This is a genomic window from Cobetia sp. 2AS (assembly GCF_029846355.1).
Taxonomy (GTDB): domain Bacteria; phylum Pseudomonadota; class Gammaproteobacteria; order Pseudomonadales; family Halomonadaceae; genus Cobetia; species Cobetia amphilecti.
Window position 1 is genome coordinate 42,229 of the sequence record NZ_JARWKQ010000004.1, and the last position, 16,728, is coordinate 58,956.

General features: G+C 64.2%; 14 protein-coding genes and 2 riboswitches. Of the genes, 8 read left to right on the forward strand and 6 right to left on the reverse strand.

The genetic code is table 11. The annotated features are described in order from the left end of the window. Positions 1-23: 23 nt before the first annotated feature. Both QD356_RS12035 and QD356_RS12040 read right to left on the reverse strand, forming a co-directional pair. Positions 24-1,496, reverse strand: a complete 1,473-nt coding sequence (locus tag QD356_RS12035; RefSeq protein ID WP_192837519.1) for an MFS transporter — start codon at positions 1,494-1,496, stop codon at positions 24-26. 246 nt (positions 1,497-1,742) lie between these two features. Continuing rightward, entirely contained in the window at positions 1,743-2,477 is a 735-nt protein-coding gene (locus QD356_RS12040; protein ID WP_192837518.1) for a class I SAM-dependent methyltransferase, read from the reverse strand. Positions 2,478-2,808: 331 nt separating this feature from the next. Here QD356_RS12040 and QD356_RS12045 point away from each other — a divergent pair, with 331 nt between their 5' ends. The 6 genes from QD356_RS12045 to thiC all read left to right on the forward strand — a co-directional run bounded on the left by QD356_RS12045 (position 2,809) and on the right by thiC (position 10,724). Further along, a complete protein-coding gene (locus tag QD356_RS12045) occupies positions 2,809-3,843 on the forward strand; it encodes a lysophospholipid acyltransferase family protein (protein WP_225996307.1) in 1,035 nt (344 codons plus the stop codon). A gap of 70 nt (positions 3,844-3,913) precedes the next feature. Further along, on the forward strand, positions 3,914-5,260 hold the full coding sequence (locus QD356_RS12050; RefSeq protein WP_192837517.1) for a sugar dehydrogenase: 1,347 nt from the start codon (positions 3,914-3,916) through the stop codon (positions 5,258-5,260). Positions 5,261-5,791: 531 nt separating this feature from the next. Beyond that, complete coding sequence (locus QD356_RS12055; RefSeq protein ID WP_225996306.1) at positions 5,792-6,502, forward strand: TIGR04283 family arsenosugar biosynthesis glycosyltransferase; 711 nt, start codon at positions 5,792-5,794, stop codon at positions 6,500-6,502. A 16-nt stretch (positions 6,503-6,518) separates the two neighbouring features. Continuing rightward, positions 6,519-7,220, forward strand: a complete 702-nt coding sequence (locus QD356_RS12060) for a TIGR04282 family arsenosugar biosynthesis glycosyltransferase (protein ID WP_192837515.1) — start codon at positions 6,519-6,521, stop codon at positions 7,218-7,220. Positions 7,221-7,354: 134 nt separating this feature from the next. Next, a riboswitch (TPP riboswitch) is annotated at positions 7,355-7,481 on the forward strand. Between the two features lie 146 nt (positions 7,482-7,627). Further along, the gene (gene tenA / locus QD356_RS12065) at positions 7,628-8,287 is read left to right on the forward strand and encodes a thiaminase II (RefSeq protein ID WP_043331406.1); all 660 of its coding nucleotides are present in this window, start codon (positions 7,628-7,630) and stop codon (positions 8,285-8,287) included. A 160-nt stretch (positions 8,288-8,447) separates the two neighbouring features. Then, positions 8,448-8,588: riboswitch (TPP riboswitch) on the forward strand. A 126-nt stretch (positions 8,589-8,714) separates the two neighbouring features. Then, complete coding sequence (gene thiC / locus QD356_RS12070; RefSeq protein WP_192837514.1) at positions 8,715-10,724, forward strand: phosphomethylpyrimidine synthase ThiC; 2,010 nt, start codon at positions 8,715-8,717, stop codon at positions 10,722-10,724. 127 nt (positions 10,725-10,851) lie between these two features. Here thiC and QD356_RS12075 read toward each other — a convergent pair whose 3' ends face one another. The 4 genes from QD356_RS12075 to QD356_RS12090 all read right to left on the reverse strand — a co-directional run bounded on the left by QD356_RS12075 (position 10,852) and on the right by QD356_RS12090 (position 14,891). Continuing rightward, positions 10,852-11,130: a peptidylprolyl isomerase gene (locus tag QD356_RS12075; protein ID WP_043331408.1), complete on the reverse strand. Its 279-nt coding sequence runs from the start codon at positions 11,128-11,130 to the stop codon at positions 10,852-10,854. A 200-nt stretch (positions 11,131-11,330) separates the two neighbouring features. Continuing rightward, a complete protein-coding gene (locus QD356_RS12080; protein ID WP_043331409.1) occupies positions 11,331-11,699 on the reverse strand; it encodes a phasin family protein in 369 nt (122 codons plus the stop codon). 466 nt (positions 11,700-12,165) lie between these two features. Beyond that, the gene (locus QD356_RS12085; RefSeq protein ID WP_192837513.1) at positions 12,166-13,461 is read right to left on the reverse strand and encodes a nuclease-related domain-containing protein; all 1,296 of its coding nucleotides are present in this window, start codon (positions 13,459-13,461) and stop codon (positions 12,166-12,168) included. Positions 13,462-13,580: 119 nt separating this feature from the next. Beyond that, positions 13,581-14,891: a GNAT family N-acetyltransferase gene (locus QD356_RS12090; RefSeq protein WP_279877943.1), complete on the reverse strand. Its 1,311-nt coding sequence runs from the start codon at positions 14,889-14,891 to the stop codon at positions 13,581-13,583. 103 nt (positions 14,892-14,994) lie between these two features. On the opposite strand from QD356_RS12090, the gene QD356_RS12095 reads away from it, so the two are divergent. Both QD356_RS12095 and pncB read left to right on the forward strand, forming a co-directional pair. Next, positions 14,995-15,384, forward strand: coding sequence for a DUF4190 domain-containing protein (locus tag QD356_RS12095; RefSeq protein ID WP_225996305.1), 390 nt, complete (start codon positions 14,995-14,997; stop codon positions 15,382-15,384). A 159-nt stretch (positions 15,385-15,543) separates the two neighbouring features. Further along, positions 15,544-16,716: a nicotinate phosphoribosyltransferase gene (pncB, locus tag QD356_RS12100; RefSeq protein ID WP_043331412.1), complete on the forward strand. Its 1,173-nt coding sequence runs from the start codon at positions 15,544-15,546 to the stop codon at positions 16,714-16,716. Positions 16,717-16,728: the final 12 nt, after the last annotated feature.

Consider the following 16,728-nt stretch of genomic DNA (forward strand, 5'->3'; position numbering starts at 1 on the left):
GGACAGCGCCGCGCCAGCGTCCCTCAGTCGCGCGCCAGCGGCGTGTCATCGCGTGGCGGCACTTGGCGCTGCGCGTCCTGCAATGACTGCTCGTCATCCAAGGCCTGCTCGTCGTGCAGCGCCTGTTCCTCCTTGACCTCGATCTCCTCGAGGCTGTCCAGCGAGGTATCCGTGATCAGCTCCGGCATGTCAGCGACCAGCTCACGCGTGACCTCGACCAGCGGGTCATCGGCCTCGGCGTCACGCAGGTGGTCCTCGGCGGCCTCGACCAGTTCAGGCCCGACCGCAAGCTCGGTGCCCAGCGGTGTCTGCGGGGCATGGGTCTCGAAGGGCGCCAACGGCTGCGGCGCCGGACGCATCACGCGTCGCCAGACGAAGAAGAGCAGCATGCCGCCACCCATCACCGCCAGACTCAGTGCCATGCCGGGCATCGCGCCCATCTCGGCCATCGGCAGCGATACCGCCGGCGGTGACAGGGTCGACCCCACCGCGTTGATCAACAGCAGGCCCTGACTCATGCGCACCAGGGCACCGGCGGGCGCACGGTCGGCGGCGTGGCTGACCGCCACCGGATAGAGCGTGAAGGCGGCGCCGCCGAGCAGGAACAGCACCGTCAGCTGGGCGATACCCTCGCGCGCCGGCCCCATCAGCAAGGCGGCGAAGCCGACGATGGCGATCGACAGGATGATCAGCACCTGCTGGCGATCGTGGCTGTCAGACCAGCGGCCGATGGGGTACTGCAGCAGCATGCCGCCGAGAATCACCAGCGCCATGCGCTGACCGATCTCCGCGGTGCTCAGGGTGCCGCCATCGCCCAGTGCCAGAGGCAGCAGGCTATAGATGACCGCCACCACCAGTCCCGAGGCCAGACAGCCGAACACGCCCGTCGGCGTGATGCGAATCAGCCGCCACGGACTCAAGGGCTCGGACTGTTCGATCAGCGGCGAGACGCGCGGCAGCAGCACCAGCGGCAATACCGAGGCCGCCGCCAGCATCGCCACCAGCATGAAGGCCGCCTCGAGGCTCAGCATGGCGGTCACGCCCAGCAGCAGCTGACCGAGCACCCCCGCGCCATAGAGCACGATCATGTAAAGCGCCAGCAGACGCCCGCGCACGGCGGGGTCGGCGGCGCTCAGCAGCCAGCTCTCGATGACCAGATACACCCCGACCAGCGACCAGCCGATCATCATGCGCAGCAGGAACCACACCACCGGGTGATCGCCCAGCCCCATGGCCAGCGCCGCGACCGCCACCAGCGAGGCGAAGCCGGCATAGGCGCGGATATGGCCGATGCGCAGTAGCAGGCGGTCGTTGACCAGCGCGCCGAGCCCGAGGCCCAGATAGTAGGCCGAGCTGATCAGGCCGATCGCCTCGCTCGAGACGCCGGCGGCAGACAGCCGCAACGGGACCAGCGAGGTCAGCATGGCGTTACCGATCCCCAGCAAGGCAAGGCCGAGCAGGGGCGCAAGGGACATCAACAGCAGATGACGGGGCATGACCAGATCCTCGGCCGGCCGCCAGTCAGCGATCAGCCAATGCCGCAAGGTGCGGATATCGTCGGGAGGGGGAATTTGCCCTGCGAGAATACGTCAAGGCGCGGGCAATATAGTGACAGTCCGCGCCAAATCCAAGCCTTTTTGCGTCATTTGGCGACAATATCGTCTTGGGTGTCGCTGCGCCCTGTCCAGCGCCCTATCCATGCCCTGTCCCACGCCCTATCCATGCCCTGCCCCGCGCTCTTGTCAGGCGGGTTGGGGCACGCGGAAGATGACGCTGTCGTTGGCGACCTGCTCAAGCTCGAGTCCGTGCGTGCGCGCAAGCCAGGCAAAGGTCGCCGGGCTGAACAGGCACACATGCGTCGGATCACGCAGGTAGTGCCAGCGCCTGAGCGCTTCCGGGTCATCCGAGGCGGGCTGCGTCATCACCCCCAGCAGACCGCCGGGCTTGAGGCAGCGCAACCACTGGCGGAAGACCTCGCCCGGCGCGTAGAGATGCTCGATCACCTCGGTACTGACGATGAAGTCATGCTGGCGGGTGAGCGCTGCCGGGTTTGGATGATAATAGAGGTCGTGCAGCGCCATCGGATGGCCCGCCTCCTCGAACATCTGCGCCAGGGCAGGCCCCGGCCCACAGCCAAAATCGAGCCCGCTGGCACCGGCCGCGAGCCGCTCGCACATCGGCGTGAAGAGCTTGGCCAGGAAGCTTCGATAGCGCGGGTCTGCCGGGTCATTCTCGTGCTGGTCGTAGATATCCTGCTCTGCCCTGGCATCCAGACGCTGGGACGGCGCCAGATACAGCAGATGACATTCCGGGCAGCGCAGGTAATCGCGCTCGTCGGCGGGCGGTCGCTGACCGGTATCGGGGCACGACCTGCGCCGCTGTACCAGGTGCAGTACATGCTGGCTCTGGGACGTCTCACACAGCGGGCAGACAGTATCCGCAGGCGGATAGGGAACGAGGGAATCAGGGGCTGACATCAGGGCTCCGCGGCAAGGGACACTGGCGATGAGGGTCGACGTCACCACACGGCTGGCGGTGACAACTCGGCGCCACACGCGACACCGCGGCGGCACGGGCAATTCCGCAGCAGGTGAACGTATCGAAGGTGGCGACTGTCTGAGTGCTGAATGATACCCCGCGCCAGTGTCTGGCGCCTGCCACGATGGAGCCTGCAGGCACCGCCCCCCTCTGGCACAATGAGTATCATTCGAGTGCGGCACCGCGACACCTGACGATGTCACGGCGCCTGCCTTCGCGTCAGACAGGCGCGATCTTTCACGCCAGACCACCGGAACTTCACGTGTGACGATGGACAAGACTCTCAAGCGGTTCGAACAGGCCATGGAACAGCGCCTGACTCCTCTCAAGGCCAACTCCGTGGCCTGTCTGTGGCAACGACTGTCCGGGCTCAGCACCCGCCAGCTCTGGTGGCTGGCGCGCCCGTTGGCGCGTGTGGTGCAGCTGTGCAATCCCCGCGAGCGCCGGGTCACGCGCCAGAATCTTGGCCAGGCCTTCCCGCAGCTCGACAGGCAGGCGCGCGCGCGTCTGGCAAGCGACAGCCTCGCGCATTCCACCGCCACCATGCTGGAACTGGGCAAGGTGTGGCTGGGCGATGAAGACGCCGTGCGCGATTCGATTCTCGAGGTCCACGGCCGCAACCTGCTCGACGAGGCGCGCGCCGAGGGGCGCGGTGTCATCGTGCTGGCGCCGCACTTCGGCAACTGGGAAGTGCTCAATTTCTGGCTCTCCAGCCACTTCCCGTTCACCGCCATGTACGAGCCGCCCAAGTTCGAGCGCCTCGACCCGATCATCCGCAATGGTCGTGAACGCATGGGCGCGAGCCTGGTGCCCACCAACTCGCGCGGCGTGGCCGCCTTGCTCAAGGCACTCAAGCGCGCCGAAGCGATCGGCATACTGCCGGATCAGGAGCCGGGCCGTGGCAGCGGCGTCTTCGCCGACTTCTATGGCCGCCCCGCCTATACCGCCACCCTGCTGCCCAAGCTGGTGGCGAGAACCGATGCGCGCGTCGTCACCGGTGTCGCCCAGCGTCTGGAAGACGGCCATGGCTTCGCCATCCACTTCCTCGCTGCGGATGAGGGAGTCTATTGCGAAGAGGAAGTCGCCTCGGCACGCGGGGTGAATGCCTCGGTGGAAGCGGCGATCGCCTTGGCGCCGGCTCAGTATCAGTGGGAATACAAGCGCTGGCGCAAGAGCCCGCAGGAAATGGAGCAACAACCGGGCTGGCAGGAATCCCGCTTCTATGCGCGCACCTATTCCTTCTTCTCGCTCAAGGGCTGGCGCCGCTATTTCAAGCATCGCCGCAAGGCCAGCAAGCGCGGCTGAGGGCAGCACTGGCACATCAGGCCATCAGCTCCCAGACTGAATGCGCATGGCTCAATGACAGGAGGCAAGGATGCCGATCGAGACTCACACCGCTCACCTCACAAGCGCATCGCCCCGTCGTCCCTCACTGTCCCGGGCGGAGCCGGCACGCCTGATGACAGGCTTGGCGACAAGTGTGGCAACAAGAGTGACGGCACGTCTGGTCGCAAGTGCCGCGGCGGCCTGTCTCGCATTGTCTCTGCCGGTCCAGGCAGAGACAGGCACTTCTTCACTGTTGTTGGTGAGCGCTCAGCAAGTGCCCAGTGATGCCCCAGCGCTCAAGCTGCCTGAGGGCGCCACGCTCGAACGGCTGGCCTCGCTCGACAGCCCACGCATGCTGCACCTCACTGATGCTGGCGAGCTGCTGATCGGTTCGCGGGCCGAGCGTGTCTATCGCGCTCAGCTGACGCCGGACGGCAACCTCTCTGCCGTGAAGACGCTGGTTGAACTGTCGGGCTACCCTCACTCGCTGGTGGTGCGCAGTGACAAGCTCTATGTCGCGACCACCGCCGCCTTGCTGGTCGCCGACTATTCACCCGGCGAGGCTCTCACCCGCGATGACTTTCGTGAGCTGATCGCCCTGCCCGGCGGCGGTGGCCACAACTCGCGCACCTTGAGTCTCGGGCCAGATGGTGGCCTCTATCTGGCGCTGGGCATCCAGGGCAATTGCTCGAATCAATACCTTGCAGGCAGCGAGCAGGGCTACTCCTTCAGTGAACGCCGCGGTGGCGTGCTGCGCCTTGAGGAATCCGGCGATGCCCCGCACTGGCAGCCCTGGGCCAGCGGGCTGCGCAACCCGGTAGGCCTCGCCTGGCAGCTGGGCATGGAAGATGAGCCGCGTCTGCTGGCCACCAACAACGGCCCCGACCACTGGGGCTATGAGCAACCTCGCGAGCTGGTGGTTGCTGCCCGCGAAGGCAGCTTCCATGGCATGCCCTGGTATCAGTGGGTCGATGGCCGCTGGCAGGCGGATGATTGCATCACGAGCGATTCACCGCGTGAGCGTGACGAGATTGCGCCGCCGCTGGCCGAGATCCCCGCTCGCAGTGCACCGATGGGAATCGCGGTGGTACCGCCAGAGCATCCATTGGCTGCAGACATGGATGTCGTGGTGGCAGTCCACGGCAGCTGGGGCACGGCGCCCTCCGGCAACGCCGCGGGTGACCCGGCCAGCCGCCGTGAGCCTCGCCTGCTGGGCCTCAAGCTGGCGACGCCAGACACTGCAGCACGCCTGGTGCCAGTGCTGACCGGTCTGCAGGACAGCAGTAGCGGTCAGCGCTGGATTCGCCCGCTCGATGTCCTGTTCGGCCCTGATGGCAGCCTGTACTTCACCTCAGATAGCGGCGCGGCTGGCCTCTATCGCCTCACCTTCGATTGATGGCCTGACCTCCAGCAGAACGGGCTTTTGATAACCGAGGCCCTGGCCCTTATTCACGCGCTCTCTCCAAGCCCTCTCTCCAAGCCCTCCTCTCCAAGCCCTCTTCTCCAAGCCCTCTTCTCCAAACCCTCTCTTCCGGCTCTCTTTCCAGGAGCTGTCTGGCAGAGGGCCTATGAATGCAGCGCTTGCCTGCTGCAGACTCAGAGACCTGCCTTGCATGCCCCGCCTTCGAATTACAGAAATGTAGTCCTGTATCCCCGCATGCACCCAATGGCCAGCTAGGCATTGTGTGGCCATGGAGCGACACTGGGTCGACGCCAAGCGTTTAATGAACGATGACGCGTTGAGAGAGCGTCTCTCGCCCGTGCATCCAGCCTACGAACTCCTGCGTATGATCCAACGAATACGCCATCGTCGGAGCCTGCCGCCATGAACCAGCCGCCACCCCCAGCATCACGGACGCCCGCCAACCGGGACTCCCTGTCGAGCACATGCACGCACCTGACGCGCGCTCCCTGGCTGAGCATCGTGATGCCGGTGCATGACGAGGCAGCCGGCATCGTGCAAACCCTGATTGCCCTGAGTCGCCTGCGCGCGGGGGGTGACTGTGAAGTGATCGTGGTGGATGGCGGCTCTACGGATGACACCCCCTCACTGGCCCGACCGCTGTGTGATGTCGTGCTGAACAGTGAGCCGGGCCGGGCACGCCAGATGAATGCCGGAGCTGCACGTGCACGCGGAGAATGGCTGCTGTTTCTGCATGCCGATACCGACTTGCCCGACAATGCGCTGGCATTGCTGAAAGAGGCCGTCACGACGCATCGCCGCAGCGACTGGGGCCGCTTCGATGTCAGCATCAAGGGCGAGTCGCCGTGGTTACCGATGATCGCCGCCATGATGAATCTGCGCTCGCGGCTGACCAGCATCAGCACGGGCGACCAGTCCCAGTTCGTGCAGCGCTCGACCTTCGAGGCCATCGGCGGCTTTGCCGACATGCCACTGATGGAAGATGTCTGGCTGAGTGCCCAGCTCAAGCATCTGACCCCGCCAATGAACCTGACGGCGCGCGTCACGACCAGCGGTCGGCGCTGGGAGACCCATGGCGTCTGGCGCACCATCGTCAAGATGTGGGGACTGCGGCTGGCGGCCTGGTGTGGCGTCTCCCCTGCACGTCTGGCACGCCTCTACGGCTATCGCGCCGCAGCGCAGGCCTGTGAGCAGCGCGGCATGCCCCATGCGTGATACGGCATTGCCTACCTTGCCCACAGTTGATGCCGCGTCAGAGGTGCGCCCGACTCTCATCATCTTCGGTCGCCTGCCCATCGCCGGCCACTGCAAGACACGCCTGATCCCCGCACTCGGCCCCGAGGGCGCAGCTCGACTCTATGCGCGGATGCTGAGCCATATCGTTGACCACGCCTGCGCCGCGCGCCTCGGCAAGGTAGTGGTGATGCTGACGCCCTCTGCCGAGCCGTCGAGTCAGGCACCTGAACAGGCGGCTCTGCGGGTAGCGCTGGAAGCCCGGCTGCGAAGCGTTGTCGATGCCTCTGCCGACCTCACCTTCGAGGCGCAGCCACAGGGGGAGCTCGGTGAGCGAATGTCCCGGGCCATGGCCCGACATCTGCCCGAGGGGCCGGTGTTGCTGATGGGCTCCGACCTGCCGGCGCTGGACAGCCAGCGTCTGCGCGAGGCAGCCCATAGACTGCGCACTCACGACGCGGTGCTGCAGCCCACCGACGATGGCGGCTATGGCTTGATCGGCCTCAAGGCGCCCTGCCCGCAAGCCTTTCTGCTGCCCCGCTGGAGTCATGCCCATGTCTGCCGGGACACTTTAGAGCTGCTGGCCAAGGCCGGGAGAACGGCCGCTTGCCTGCCGGTCAGCTGGGATGTCGATGAGCCACGTGACCTTGCGCGACTGGCGCGCCACCTGCCGGCACTCATGGCCAACATTGCCGCTTGAGGCTTCCATAAATAAGCCCGCTTGAGGCTCTTCACACGTTCGACATGCCTCCCAAAGTCGTATGCATTTTTGCTCACACTGCCCTTCTTCTGCGCTGCAGGGCTGTTACACTCGCTGCATCGTGACTCATATGTCACAGCTTGACGGGGTGCCGGTAAGACCGGCTGAGATGTCATGCGCAGGCAATGTCCTTGCGTGAATGACGATCCCGCCGAACCTGATCCGGCTAGTACCGGCGTAGGGATCAAGCGCGAAGCGATGCCACTCGATATCGTCACCACTTTCTCACGGTGACTGTCGGCACCTCCCCCGCTTTTCCCCTGCTCCTGTTCCGGTACTGGCCACGCTTGCGCCAGAGACCTGTCGCCCCATCACGGGTCGTCAGCACGCTCACCGAGGGATGCGTCATGCCTAGTTTCAACGACCTGACCAGTGCCTGCGCCGAGGAATGGCGTGACTATCTCGAGCACGACTTCGTTCGCCAACTGGGCGAAGGTCGTCTGCCGGAGGAGTCCTTCCGCCATTACCTGCAGCAGGACTACCTGTTCCTGATCCACTTCGCGCGCGCCTGGGCGCTGGCCGCCTACAAGAGCCGCACCCTCGCGGAGCTGCGTCAGGCCACGGCCAGTCTCGACACCATCCTCAATACCGAGCTCGATCTGCATATCGGCTACTGCAGCGAGTGGGGCATCAGCGAGGATGACCTGAGCGAGCTGCCGGAATCGCGCGCCACCCTGGCCTATACCCGTTACGTGCTCGATTGCGGCCAGCGCGGCGACCTGCTCGATCTTCACGTGGCGCTCGCGCCCTGCCTGATCGGCTACGGCGAGATCGCCGAGTGGCTGCTCGATCAGGACACCACCGAGATCGAGAACAATCCATACGCGGACTGGATCGCGATGTACTCAAGCGATGACTTCAAGGAAGCCGTCGAAGCCGAGCGTGAATGGCTGGATGCGCGTCTCTCGGAGGTCTCGGAGCGCCGACTGGGTGAACTGGTCGATGTCTTCCGGGACGCCACGCGACTCGAGATCGACTTCTGGCAGATGGGCCTCGATCGCGCTTGAGGCATCACAGACTGACGTCCCGGCGCTCGCCATGAGCCGCTCGGGATGACGCCATCCTCCACGGATGGCATGGCTGACAGGCCAACAGAGCCTGGATGCGAGAATGCTCCCCGGGGCAAGCCTGACGCTTCGGGCAACACCCTCTCGCATTGAAATCTGAACACGCTTGACGGGGTGCCGGTGGAACCGGCTGAGATCCTGCATGCATGCTTCGCCGCCCTGACGCGCGAGCTTGCCAGCAAGGGGTCCCGTGGAACCTGAACCGGTTAGGACCGGCGTAGGAATCAAGCTGATGGCCAGCCGCTGCGCGCGGCCGCCTCGCTCCCGGGCCACCTGTTGGCAAGGAGTCGGCGACGACCATCCTCTCCCTGCGCACGGTCTTCCCATGATGACGTCAGCCGTGACGTCGCCCTTTGAGGAGACCTGCATGAGCACTGCCCCGACGACACAAGACCCGCAAGCCATCAACGCCGCCGAGTCACCGCTCGGCTCGCAGCCTGATGCTGCCCCCAAGGCACGCGCGCGTGCCGGTCGCAAGGATGGCAGCCGCCACCTCGCCAGCGAAGCACAGGTCGACGCCGCCGCCATCGCGCCGCTGAGCGGCTCGCGCAAGATCTATATCGAAGGCTCCCGCCCGGACATCCGCGTGCCCATGCGCGAGATCGGCTGCTCGCCGACCCAGACCTCCAGCGGTCTGGAAGAGAACCCCCCGATCGTCGTCTACGATACCTCCGGCCCCTACACCGATCCGGCGGTCGAGATCGACATCCGCCAGGGTCTGGCGCCGCTGCGCGAGAAGTGGATCGAGGAACGCGGTGATACCGAACAGCTCAATCAGCTGAGCAGTGAATATGGCCGCGTGCGCCAGGCCGACCTGCGCCTGTCGTCACTGCGCTTCGAGCTGGACCACCGCCCGCGTCGTGCCCTGCCGGGCAAGAATGTCACCCAGCTGCACTATGCGCGCCAGGGCATCATCACCCCGGAGATGGAATACATCGCGATTCGCGAAAATCAGCGTCGCATCGCGCTGCGCGACGAATATCAAGGCAGTGAAGCGGTCGAGGCCATCCTCGGTCACCAGCACCCGGGTCACAGCTTCGGTGCCAACCTGCCTGAGGAGATCACCGCGGACTTCGTGCGCGAGGAAGTCGCACGTGGTCGCGCCATCATCCCCGCCAACATCAATCACCCGGAAAGCGAACCGATGATCATCGGCCGCAACTTCCTGGTGAAGGTCAACGGCAACCTGGGCAACTCGGCGGTCACCTCCTCCATCGAGGAAGAGGTCGACAAGATGACCTGGGCGATCCGCTGGGGTTCCGACACCGTGATGGATCTCTCGACCGGCGCCAACATCCACGAGACCCGTGAATGGATTCTGCGCAACTCTCCCGTGCCCATCGGCACGGTGCCGATCTATCAGGCGCTGGAGAAGGTCGATGGCGTGGCCGAGAACCTCGATTGGGAGATCTTCCGCGACACGCTGATCGAGCAGGCCGAGCAAGGCGTCGATTACTTCACCATCCACGCCGGCGTCCTGCTGCGCTATGTGCCGCTGACCGCCAGTCGCGTGACCGGCATCGTCTCGCGCGGCGGCTCGATCATGGCCAAGTGGTGTCTGGCGCATCACGAGGAAAGCTTCCTCTATCGCCACTTCGAGGACATCTGCGAGATCTGCAAGGCCTACGACATCAGCCTGTCACTGGGCGATGGCCTGCGCCCGGGCTCGGTGGCCGATGCCAATGACGCCGCCCAGTTCGGTGAGCTCGAGACGCTCGGCGAGCTGACCAAGATCGCCTGGCAGCACGATGTCCAGGTCATGATCGAGGGCCCGGGTCACGTGCCGATGCACCTGATCAAGGAGAACATGGACAAGCAGCTCAGCGAGTGTGACGAGGCGCCCTTCTACACCCTCGGCCCGCTGACCACCGACATCGCCCCGGGCTACGACCACATCACCTCCGGCATCGGTGCCGCGATGATCGGCTGGTTCGGCTGCGCCATGCTCTGCTACGTGACCCCCAAGGAGCACCTGGGCCTGCCCAACAAGGACGACGTCAAGACCGGCATCATCACCTACAAGATCGCCGCACATGCCGCCGATCTGGCCAAGGGTCACCCGGGCGCGCAACGCCGTGACAATGCGCTCTCCAAGGCGCGCTTCGAGTTCCGCTGGGAAGACCAGTTCAATCTCGGCCTGGACCCGGACACCGCGCGCAGCTTCCACGACGAGACGCTGCCCAAGGACTCGGCCAAGGTCGCCCACTTCTGCTCCATGTGTGGGCCGAAGTTCTGCTCGATGAAGATCACCCAGGAAGTGCGTGATTACGCCAATGAGCATGGCCTGACCGGCGATGCCGACAGCGTGATGGCCGGCATGCAGGAGCAGGCCGACAAGTTCAAGCGTGAAGGCAGCCAGCTCTATCAGGAGGTCTAGGCGAGCGCCTGATACACAGGAAAGCTGACTTTCTAAGCCACAAAAAACGCCCCGACCAGTGATGGCCGGGGCGTTTTCGTCACATCCTGCCAAACGCTCATGACATCTCATGAGCGTGACAGAAGGCTCACGTGCGGCTGGTAACTTCCAGCAGGTGATAACCGAACTGGGTCTTCACCGGGCCCTGCACGGTGTTGATCGGGGCGCTGAACACGACTTCGTCGAATTCCTTGACCATCATGCCCGGGCCGAAGGCACCCAGGTCGCCGCCACTGCGGCCGGACGGGCAGGAGGAGTGCTCGCGAGCGGCATCAGCGAAATCGCGGCCGTTCTCGATTTCGGTCTTGAGAGCTGCACACTGTTCTTCGCTGGAAACGAGAATATGACGCGCTGTGGCCTGTGCCATGTCTATCACCTGTCACTGATCGAATAAATGCCGCCGGCAATCACCGTCGGCGTGGCAGGTCATTGTGGCCCAAGGCAGCGCTCGCCGCTAGCATCGCGCGCCTCCCCACCTGCTCAGCAATACTCCAGACACGCGAACGCCCACCCGGAAGACCGGATGGGCGTTGGGGACGCTCGCCTGAGAGCGTCGGCAGCAGTCGCTTACTTGGCGACTTTCTGCATGGCCTCGGAGGCGGACTTGGCGTTGCTTTCTGCCAGTTCCTGACCTTTCTTGGCGTATTCCTGGTTCAGCTCGACCACTTTCTGGGTGTCGTTCTGCAGCTTCTCGCCCAGAGTCTTGACGGTTTCCTGCTGCTCCTTGACGAAGTTCTTCAGACCTTCGCTGTCCTTGATCTCGAGCATGGAACGCGCCTGGGTCAGGGAAGCATCAGCATAGGACTTGGTCAGTTCCATCTGTGCGCCGATCAGCTTCTCGCTGTAATCGATGCTCAGAGCGCTGAACGCACGCAGCGGAGACAGGAACATATCGTCGAACTGCTGAGCGGACTTCTCGAAGTTGGCATTGAACATGTAGGCACCCTCCAGGGTATTGGCATCACGCTGAAATGAACCGGAGCGTTGCTCCGTTCGGTTATCAGGACTGAACCGGGCTGGTGCACCGTAGTGACCGAGCCATCATTATCAAGCCGTCACTATCAAGCCGTCGCGGTCAGATAGTGCTATCGACCAGGTTCCATCCTCGCTGCAACGCAGCATAAGACAGTCTTTGTTGCACTGCAACATCAAAAACATCGCAACGACTGGTCTGTACGCCCTGGTTGATGCAGTTGCTTGATTGCACTGGAGAAAAACAATCAGAAGTCGAAAAGAAAATTGACGCCTTGGGGCCCCGTCATGCCACACACTACGCCCTGGAACGCCAGACTGGGCCAAAGTGCTGGGCCATAGGCTGGGAGGATAGAGGGCTAGGGCAGAGGGCTGGAACAGAAGCCCGAAGCTGAAAGGCTGAACTTGAGGAGAGCTCCGTGCTGCTGCCTCACAGGCATGAGCCGTCGCGACAGCGTTTGCAGAGCAGGCGCCCGCCCAGCGCGCGTGCCTGATCTGCCTGGCGACATAAGTCGACACTCTGGGTGGAAAGCCACCGCCGACAGCCCTGGCAGCGCGGCAAGCCTTCCTCATCCTGCGACTGGGCGGAAGACGCGCCCTGCTGATTGTCGGCCGCAGCCCCCGGCTGCTCGCCTGCCGCCTGCGGGCTAGCGGGGCCTTCTCGGCCATCATGATCCAGAGCCTGGTGCCCGGGCTGCCAATGCGCGGCCTGGAGCCCTCGGCCCCCAAAACCGCACTGCCGTTTCAGGGCAGCCGTAGATGTCACGCCACGCTGGACCGCCAGCGTCGTGTCATCCGACGCCCCTTCCATGTCATCGGACTCTGCCGCCATGGCAGCGCTATCGCCTGAGGCCCGCGCCAGCTCTTCAGGCGATAGCGGCGGTTGCCATAGATAGGCCAGCGGGGATACCTGAGTGGCAGCGTCGCCATCCGTCGCACGCGTGTCAGCGGCCAGGCCCAGCTCCGCCACCCAATCCGTATTAGGGGCCACATGCTGGGTCGCGATGGCGCGCCCCAGCTGGCGCAGGCGGCGCTGATCGAGGCGGTGGGTAAAACTGCGCAGCCGTGTCACGTAAGCGGTCTTGCCGCTCACCTGCAGGCACTGACGCTTGAGGCGCGCGAAGGACAGCAGCGCACGACTGTCGACGATGTCTTCCGGCGGTCGACTGACCTGAGCCGCATCGGCCACCACGATGCGATAGCGCAATTGCGGCTGCAGGGTCATCCCCAGGCGCACAGGCAACAACGAGGAGGCCTCCAGCCATTGCACGATGGCGCGGCTACGCTCAGGGATCATCTGCAAGGGACACGGCGTCACGGCATGTGCCATGACACCATCTTCGCCTGAGGGGGTCTCGCCGCCCTGCGCGACTCGTCCGCCATAGGCCAACAGCTCACCGAAGGGAGTGATCGAGAGCGTCAGATCAAAACAGGAGGCGTCCAGCACCCAGACCTGCATGAGGCTGTTGATCAGCAGGTGATCGATCTCGATCACGCCCTCTGCCTGCGCCAGCCGCACATCATGCAGCACCACCCAATCATCCCGCGTCCCCAACAAGGCATCCAGCTGGCTTGCCAGCGCACGGCGACGCGCCTGACGGGCACGTATCGCACGCAGGGCCTCCAGCACCTTGTGGCGCTCGGGCGCGGCAAGCGCAGCATCCTGCGCCAGCACCTCGAGCACCAGCAGGTCATATTCCCGTGAATCGCAGTCCTTGATCAGCATGGGCGCCTCTGGATTAGAGCATTCATATATAACTCAGTGTAGTGCTCTATTCGCAATCTTTCTTGCCTCTGACTCCGCGGGAGAATCCGCCAGCGGATAGCAGTGACGGAGACTGAGGGTCATCGCTCCTGCGCTGGCTGGGGCGCGGGCTCCCGGTAAGGCAGCATTGCCGTCACCTGCTGACGCGCCTTGCTGAGCCAGCGTGCCTCCTCCTCGACCGCCTCTGCCACCGCCTCCTGAAGCCCGGGATGCATCAGCCAATGCAGCGACCCGGTGGCATACGCCGCGAAACCGCGACTGATCTTGTGCTCACCCTGGGTGCCGGGATCGAAGCGCTTGAGCCCTCGCTGCAGGCAGAATTCGAGCCCCTGGTAATAGCAGACCTCGAAGTGCAGACAGTCGGCATGGACTTCGCTGCCCCACCAACGACCATACAGGCAATCACTGCCGATCAGACACAAGGCTGCCGCCACCGGCGCGCCCTGCTCATCACGCGCCTGCACCAGCAGCAACCGCTCGGGCATGCTGCGTCTGAGCTGCTGGAAGAAATCGAGCGGCAGATAAGGGCGCTGGCCGCGCTCGAGATAGGTCATGCAGTAGCAGCGGTAGAAGGCCTCGATATCGTCAGGGCCAATCTGCGCTCCCTCGAGCCTGGCCAGCGTGAAGCCTTGCTCGGCGACCTTGCGCCGCTCGCGACGGATCTCCTTGCGCCGTTTGGAGCGCAGACTCTCAAGCCAGGTGGCAAAGTCCGGCTCGCCGCGTGACTGCCAGTGATATTGCATCCCGGGACGCGAAATCAGCTCCGGAATCGCCGCCTGCCAGTCTTGCCGCTCCTGTGCCGAGGCAAACAGCAGATGAAACCCGCTGTGCTCATAACGACGCAGCGCACTACCCGGCTCAGCCGCGGGTGCGATGCCGGCCTTGAGATGCGGCCACAACCACTCAAGCAAGGCACGCCGGGCTGCGGGCGACGTCAACTGTGGCGAGGTGACAAGGCGTGGGCCATCGCTGGGAGTGAACGGCACGGCAGTCAACTGCTTGGGATAATAGCGCCCACCGGCCTGCTCCAGGGCCTCCGCCCACTGCTGGTCGAACACATATTCGCCACGCGAGTGCAGCTTGAGATAGCGCAGCAGCCCCGCCAGCAAGCGGCCGTCGGCGTCTCGCACTACCAGATGGGCAGGATGCCAACCACTGCCGGCGCTGGCCGCACCACAGCTTTCCAGCGCGCTCAGATAGGCATGCTGCAGAAAGGGATAGTCATCGCCTGCCAGCGCATTCCATTCACTGGCGGTGAGGGCGTCGAGGGAATCCAGCACCTCCAGGCGCCAGCCCTGCTTCTGTGCGGCATCTGCGGCGCTCGCAGCCTGCTGCTGGTCTGTTGCCGACCCCGTCGCCGCCTCATCCTCTGCCTGCCATTGCCCTGTCACCGTACTCTCCTCATAGTCTTGCCATGCCCACCGCTGGTGCAGACATGCCGCACATCCCAGGACATGCTAGTGTGTCGTCATGATGCAGGACAACGAGACCCACATGACAGAGACTCCCACGCCGCCGGACGACACGTCCACGGGCGGCTCACAGCCCCAGGGGCGCGCTCAAGAGTCCTCGCAAGGGCCCTCTCAAGGCCCCTATGCGCCGACCCCGCCCGCGCAGGACACCCATGCCAGTACGAATCTCATGGCAGTGGCCGCCTTCGCCCTGAGCGTGCTCGGCTGCCTGCTCGCGCCTGCGGCACTCGGCGGCGTCGTGTGTGGCCACATTGCGCGCAGCCAGATCCGCCGCAGTGGCGAAGCCGGTGACAGCTGGGCCCTGGCCGGTCTGATTCTCGGCTATCTGCTGATCGCCCTGTCGCTGGCCGGCCTGCTGATGTTCGGCGGCATGATGCTGACCATGTTCGGCATCATGGCCTTCAGCACCTGACCTACGCCTGGGCACTCCCGCTTGAACGTGCAGCGCGCCTGCACGGATAATGCGTCGACATTGCTTCCCCGTGCCAGCGGGGCATGCCTGCCTCTCGCAGCGCCTGCCCTGCCAGCGATTCCGGTTCCCCCGAGCCGCCTTGATACTGAGCGAGCCTCGATGTTGTACTCGATTCTCGATAATGATTTCTACAAGTTCACCATGCAGAACGCCGTGGTGAAACTGTTTCCGTATGCGCGTGCTCGCTACGCCTTCATCAACCGTGGCGAGCATTCGTTCCCGCCGGGGTTCGGCGAGGCCTTGCGCATCGCGGTAGACAACATGGCCGAACTGGCATTGAGCGTGGAAGAGAAATCCTTCCTCGAGCTTCACTGCCCCTTCCTGGACCCGACCTACCGCGACTTCCTGGCGGGCTTCCGCTTCGATCCCTCCGAAATCACCATCACCCAGACCGGTGATGAGCTGGAAGTGCATATCGAAGGCTACTGGTATCGCACCATCCTGTGGGAAGTCCCGCTGATGGCGATGATCAGCGAGCTCTGGTATCAGCTGGGCGGAGATCAACGCGACAGCGATCAGGCCCTGCGCGACAGCACCCTGGCCAAGATCGAGCACTACAAGCGTCTCGGCATCCGCGTGGCGGAATTCGGCACTCGTCGTCGGCACTCCTACGATGTGCACGACAAGGTGGTCGCGGGTCTCAAGGACCACGGCCGCGGCTGCTTCATCGGCACCAGCAACGTGCACATGGCGCAGCGCCACGGCATCAAGCCGATCGGCACGCACGCCCATGAGTGGTTCATGTTTCATGCCGCGCGCTTCGGCTTCAAGATGGCCAACATCCTGGCGCTGGAGAACTGGGTCAAGGTCTATCGCGGTGACCTGGGAATCGCCCTGTCTGACACCTTCACCAGCCAGGCCTTCTTCAAGAGCTTCGACAAGAAGTTCGCCAAGCTGTTTGACGGCGTGCGCCACGACAGTGGTGACCCCATCGACTTCGCCGAGACCACCATCCGTCACTATGAGTCGCTGGGCATCGACCCCAAGACCAAGACCATCGTGTTCTCCGATGGCCTGGACACCGACAAGGTCGATCGCATCGTGCGCTATTGCGCCGGGCGTATCGGCATGTCATTCGGCATCGGCACCAACTTCACCAATGATGTCGGCCCGCAGCCGATGAACATGGTGATCAAGATGACCGAAGCCCGCCCCGAGGGTCAGGAGTGGGTGCCGGTGATCAAGCTGTCGGATGTCTCGAGCAAACACACCGGCGACCCCGACATGATTCGTCTGGCGCACCAGGTGCTGTCGCTCAAGGAGCTGGATTGAAGCGCACGCTCA

Excerpts from the sequence above, each read along its gene's own strand:
- QD356_RS12035 (WP_192837519.1), bottom strand. The coding sequence starts at position 1,496 with ATGCCCCGTCATCTGCTGTTGATGTCCCTTGCGCCCCTGCTCGGCCTT.
- QD356_RS12040 (WP_192837518.1), bottom strand. The coding sequence starts at position 2,477 with ATGTCAGCCCCTGATTCCCTCGTTCCCTATCCGCCTGCGGATACTGTC.
- QD356_RS12045 (WP_225996307.1), top strand. The coding sequence starts at position 2,809 with ATGGACAAGACTCTCAAGCGGTTCGAACAGGCCATGGAACAGCGCCTG.
- QD356_RS12050 (WP_192837517.1), top strand. The coding sequence starts at position 3,914 with ATGCCGATCGAGACTCACACCGCTCACCTCACAAGCGCATCGCCCCGT.
- QD356_RS12055 (WP_225996306.1), top strand. The coding sequence starts at position 5,792 with ATGCCGGTGCATGACGAGGCAGCCGGCATCGTGCAAACCCTGATTGCC.
- tenA (WP_043331406.1), top strand. The coding sequence starts at position 7,628 with ATGCCTAGTTTCAACGACCTGACCAGTGCCTGCGCCGAGGAATGGCGT.
- thiC (WP_192837514.1), top strand. The coding sequence starts at position 8,715 with ATGAGCACTGCCCCGACGACACAAGACCCGCAAGCCATCAACGCCGCC.
- QD356_RS12075 (WP_043331408.1), bottom strand. The coding sequence starts at position 11,130 with ATGGCACAGGCCACAGCGCGTCATATTCTCGTTTCCAGCGAAGAACAG.
- QD356_RS12080 (WP_043331409.1), bottom strand. The coding sequence starts at position 11,699 with ATGTTCAATGCCAACTTCGAGAAGTCCGCTCAGCAGTTCGACGATATG.
- QD356_RS12085 (WP_192837513.1), bottom strand. The coding sequence starts at position 13,461 with ATGCTGATCAAGGACTGCGATTCACGGGAATATGACCTGCTGGTGCTC.
- QD356_RS12095 (WP_225996305.1), top strand. The coding sequence starts at position 14,995 with ATGACAGAGACTCCCACGCCGCCGGACGACACGTCCACGGGCGGCTCA.
- pncB (WP_043331412.1), top strand. The coding sequence starts at position 15,544 with ATGTTGTACTCGATTCTCGATAATGATTTCTACAAGTTCACCATGCAG.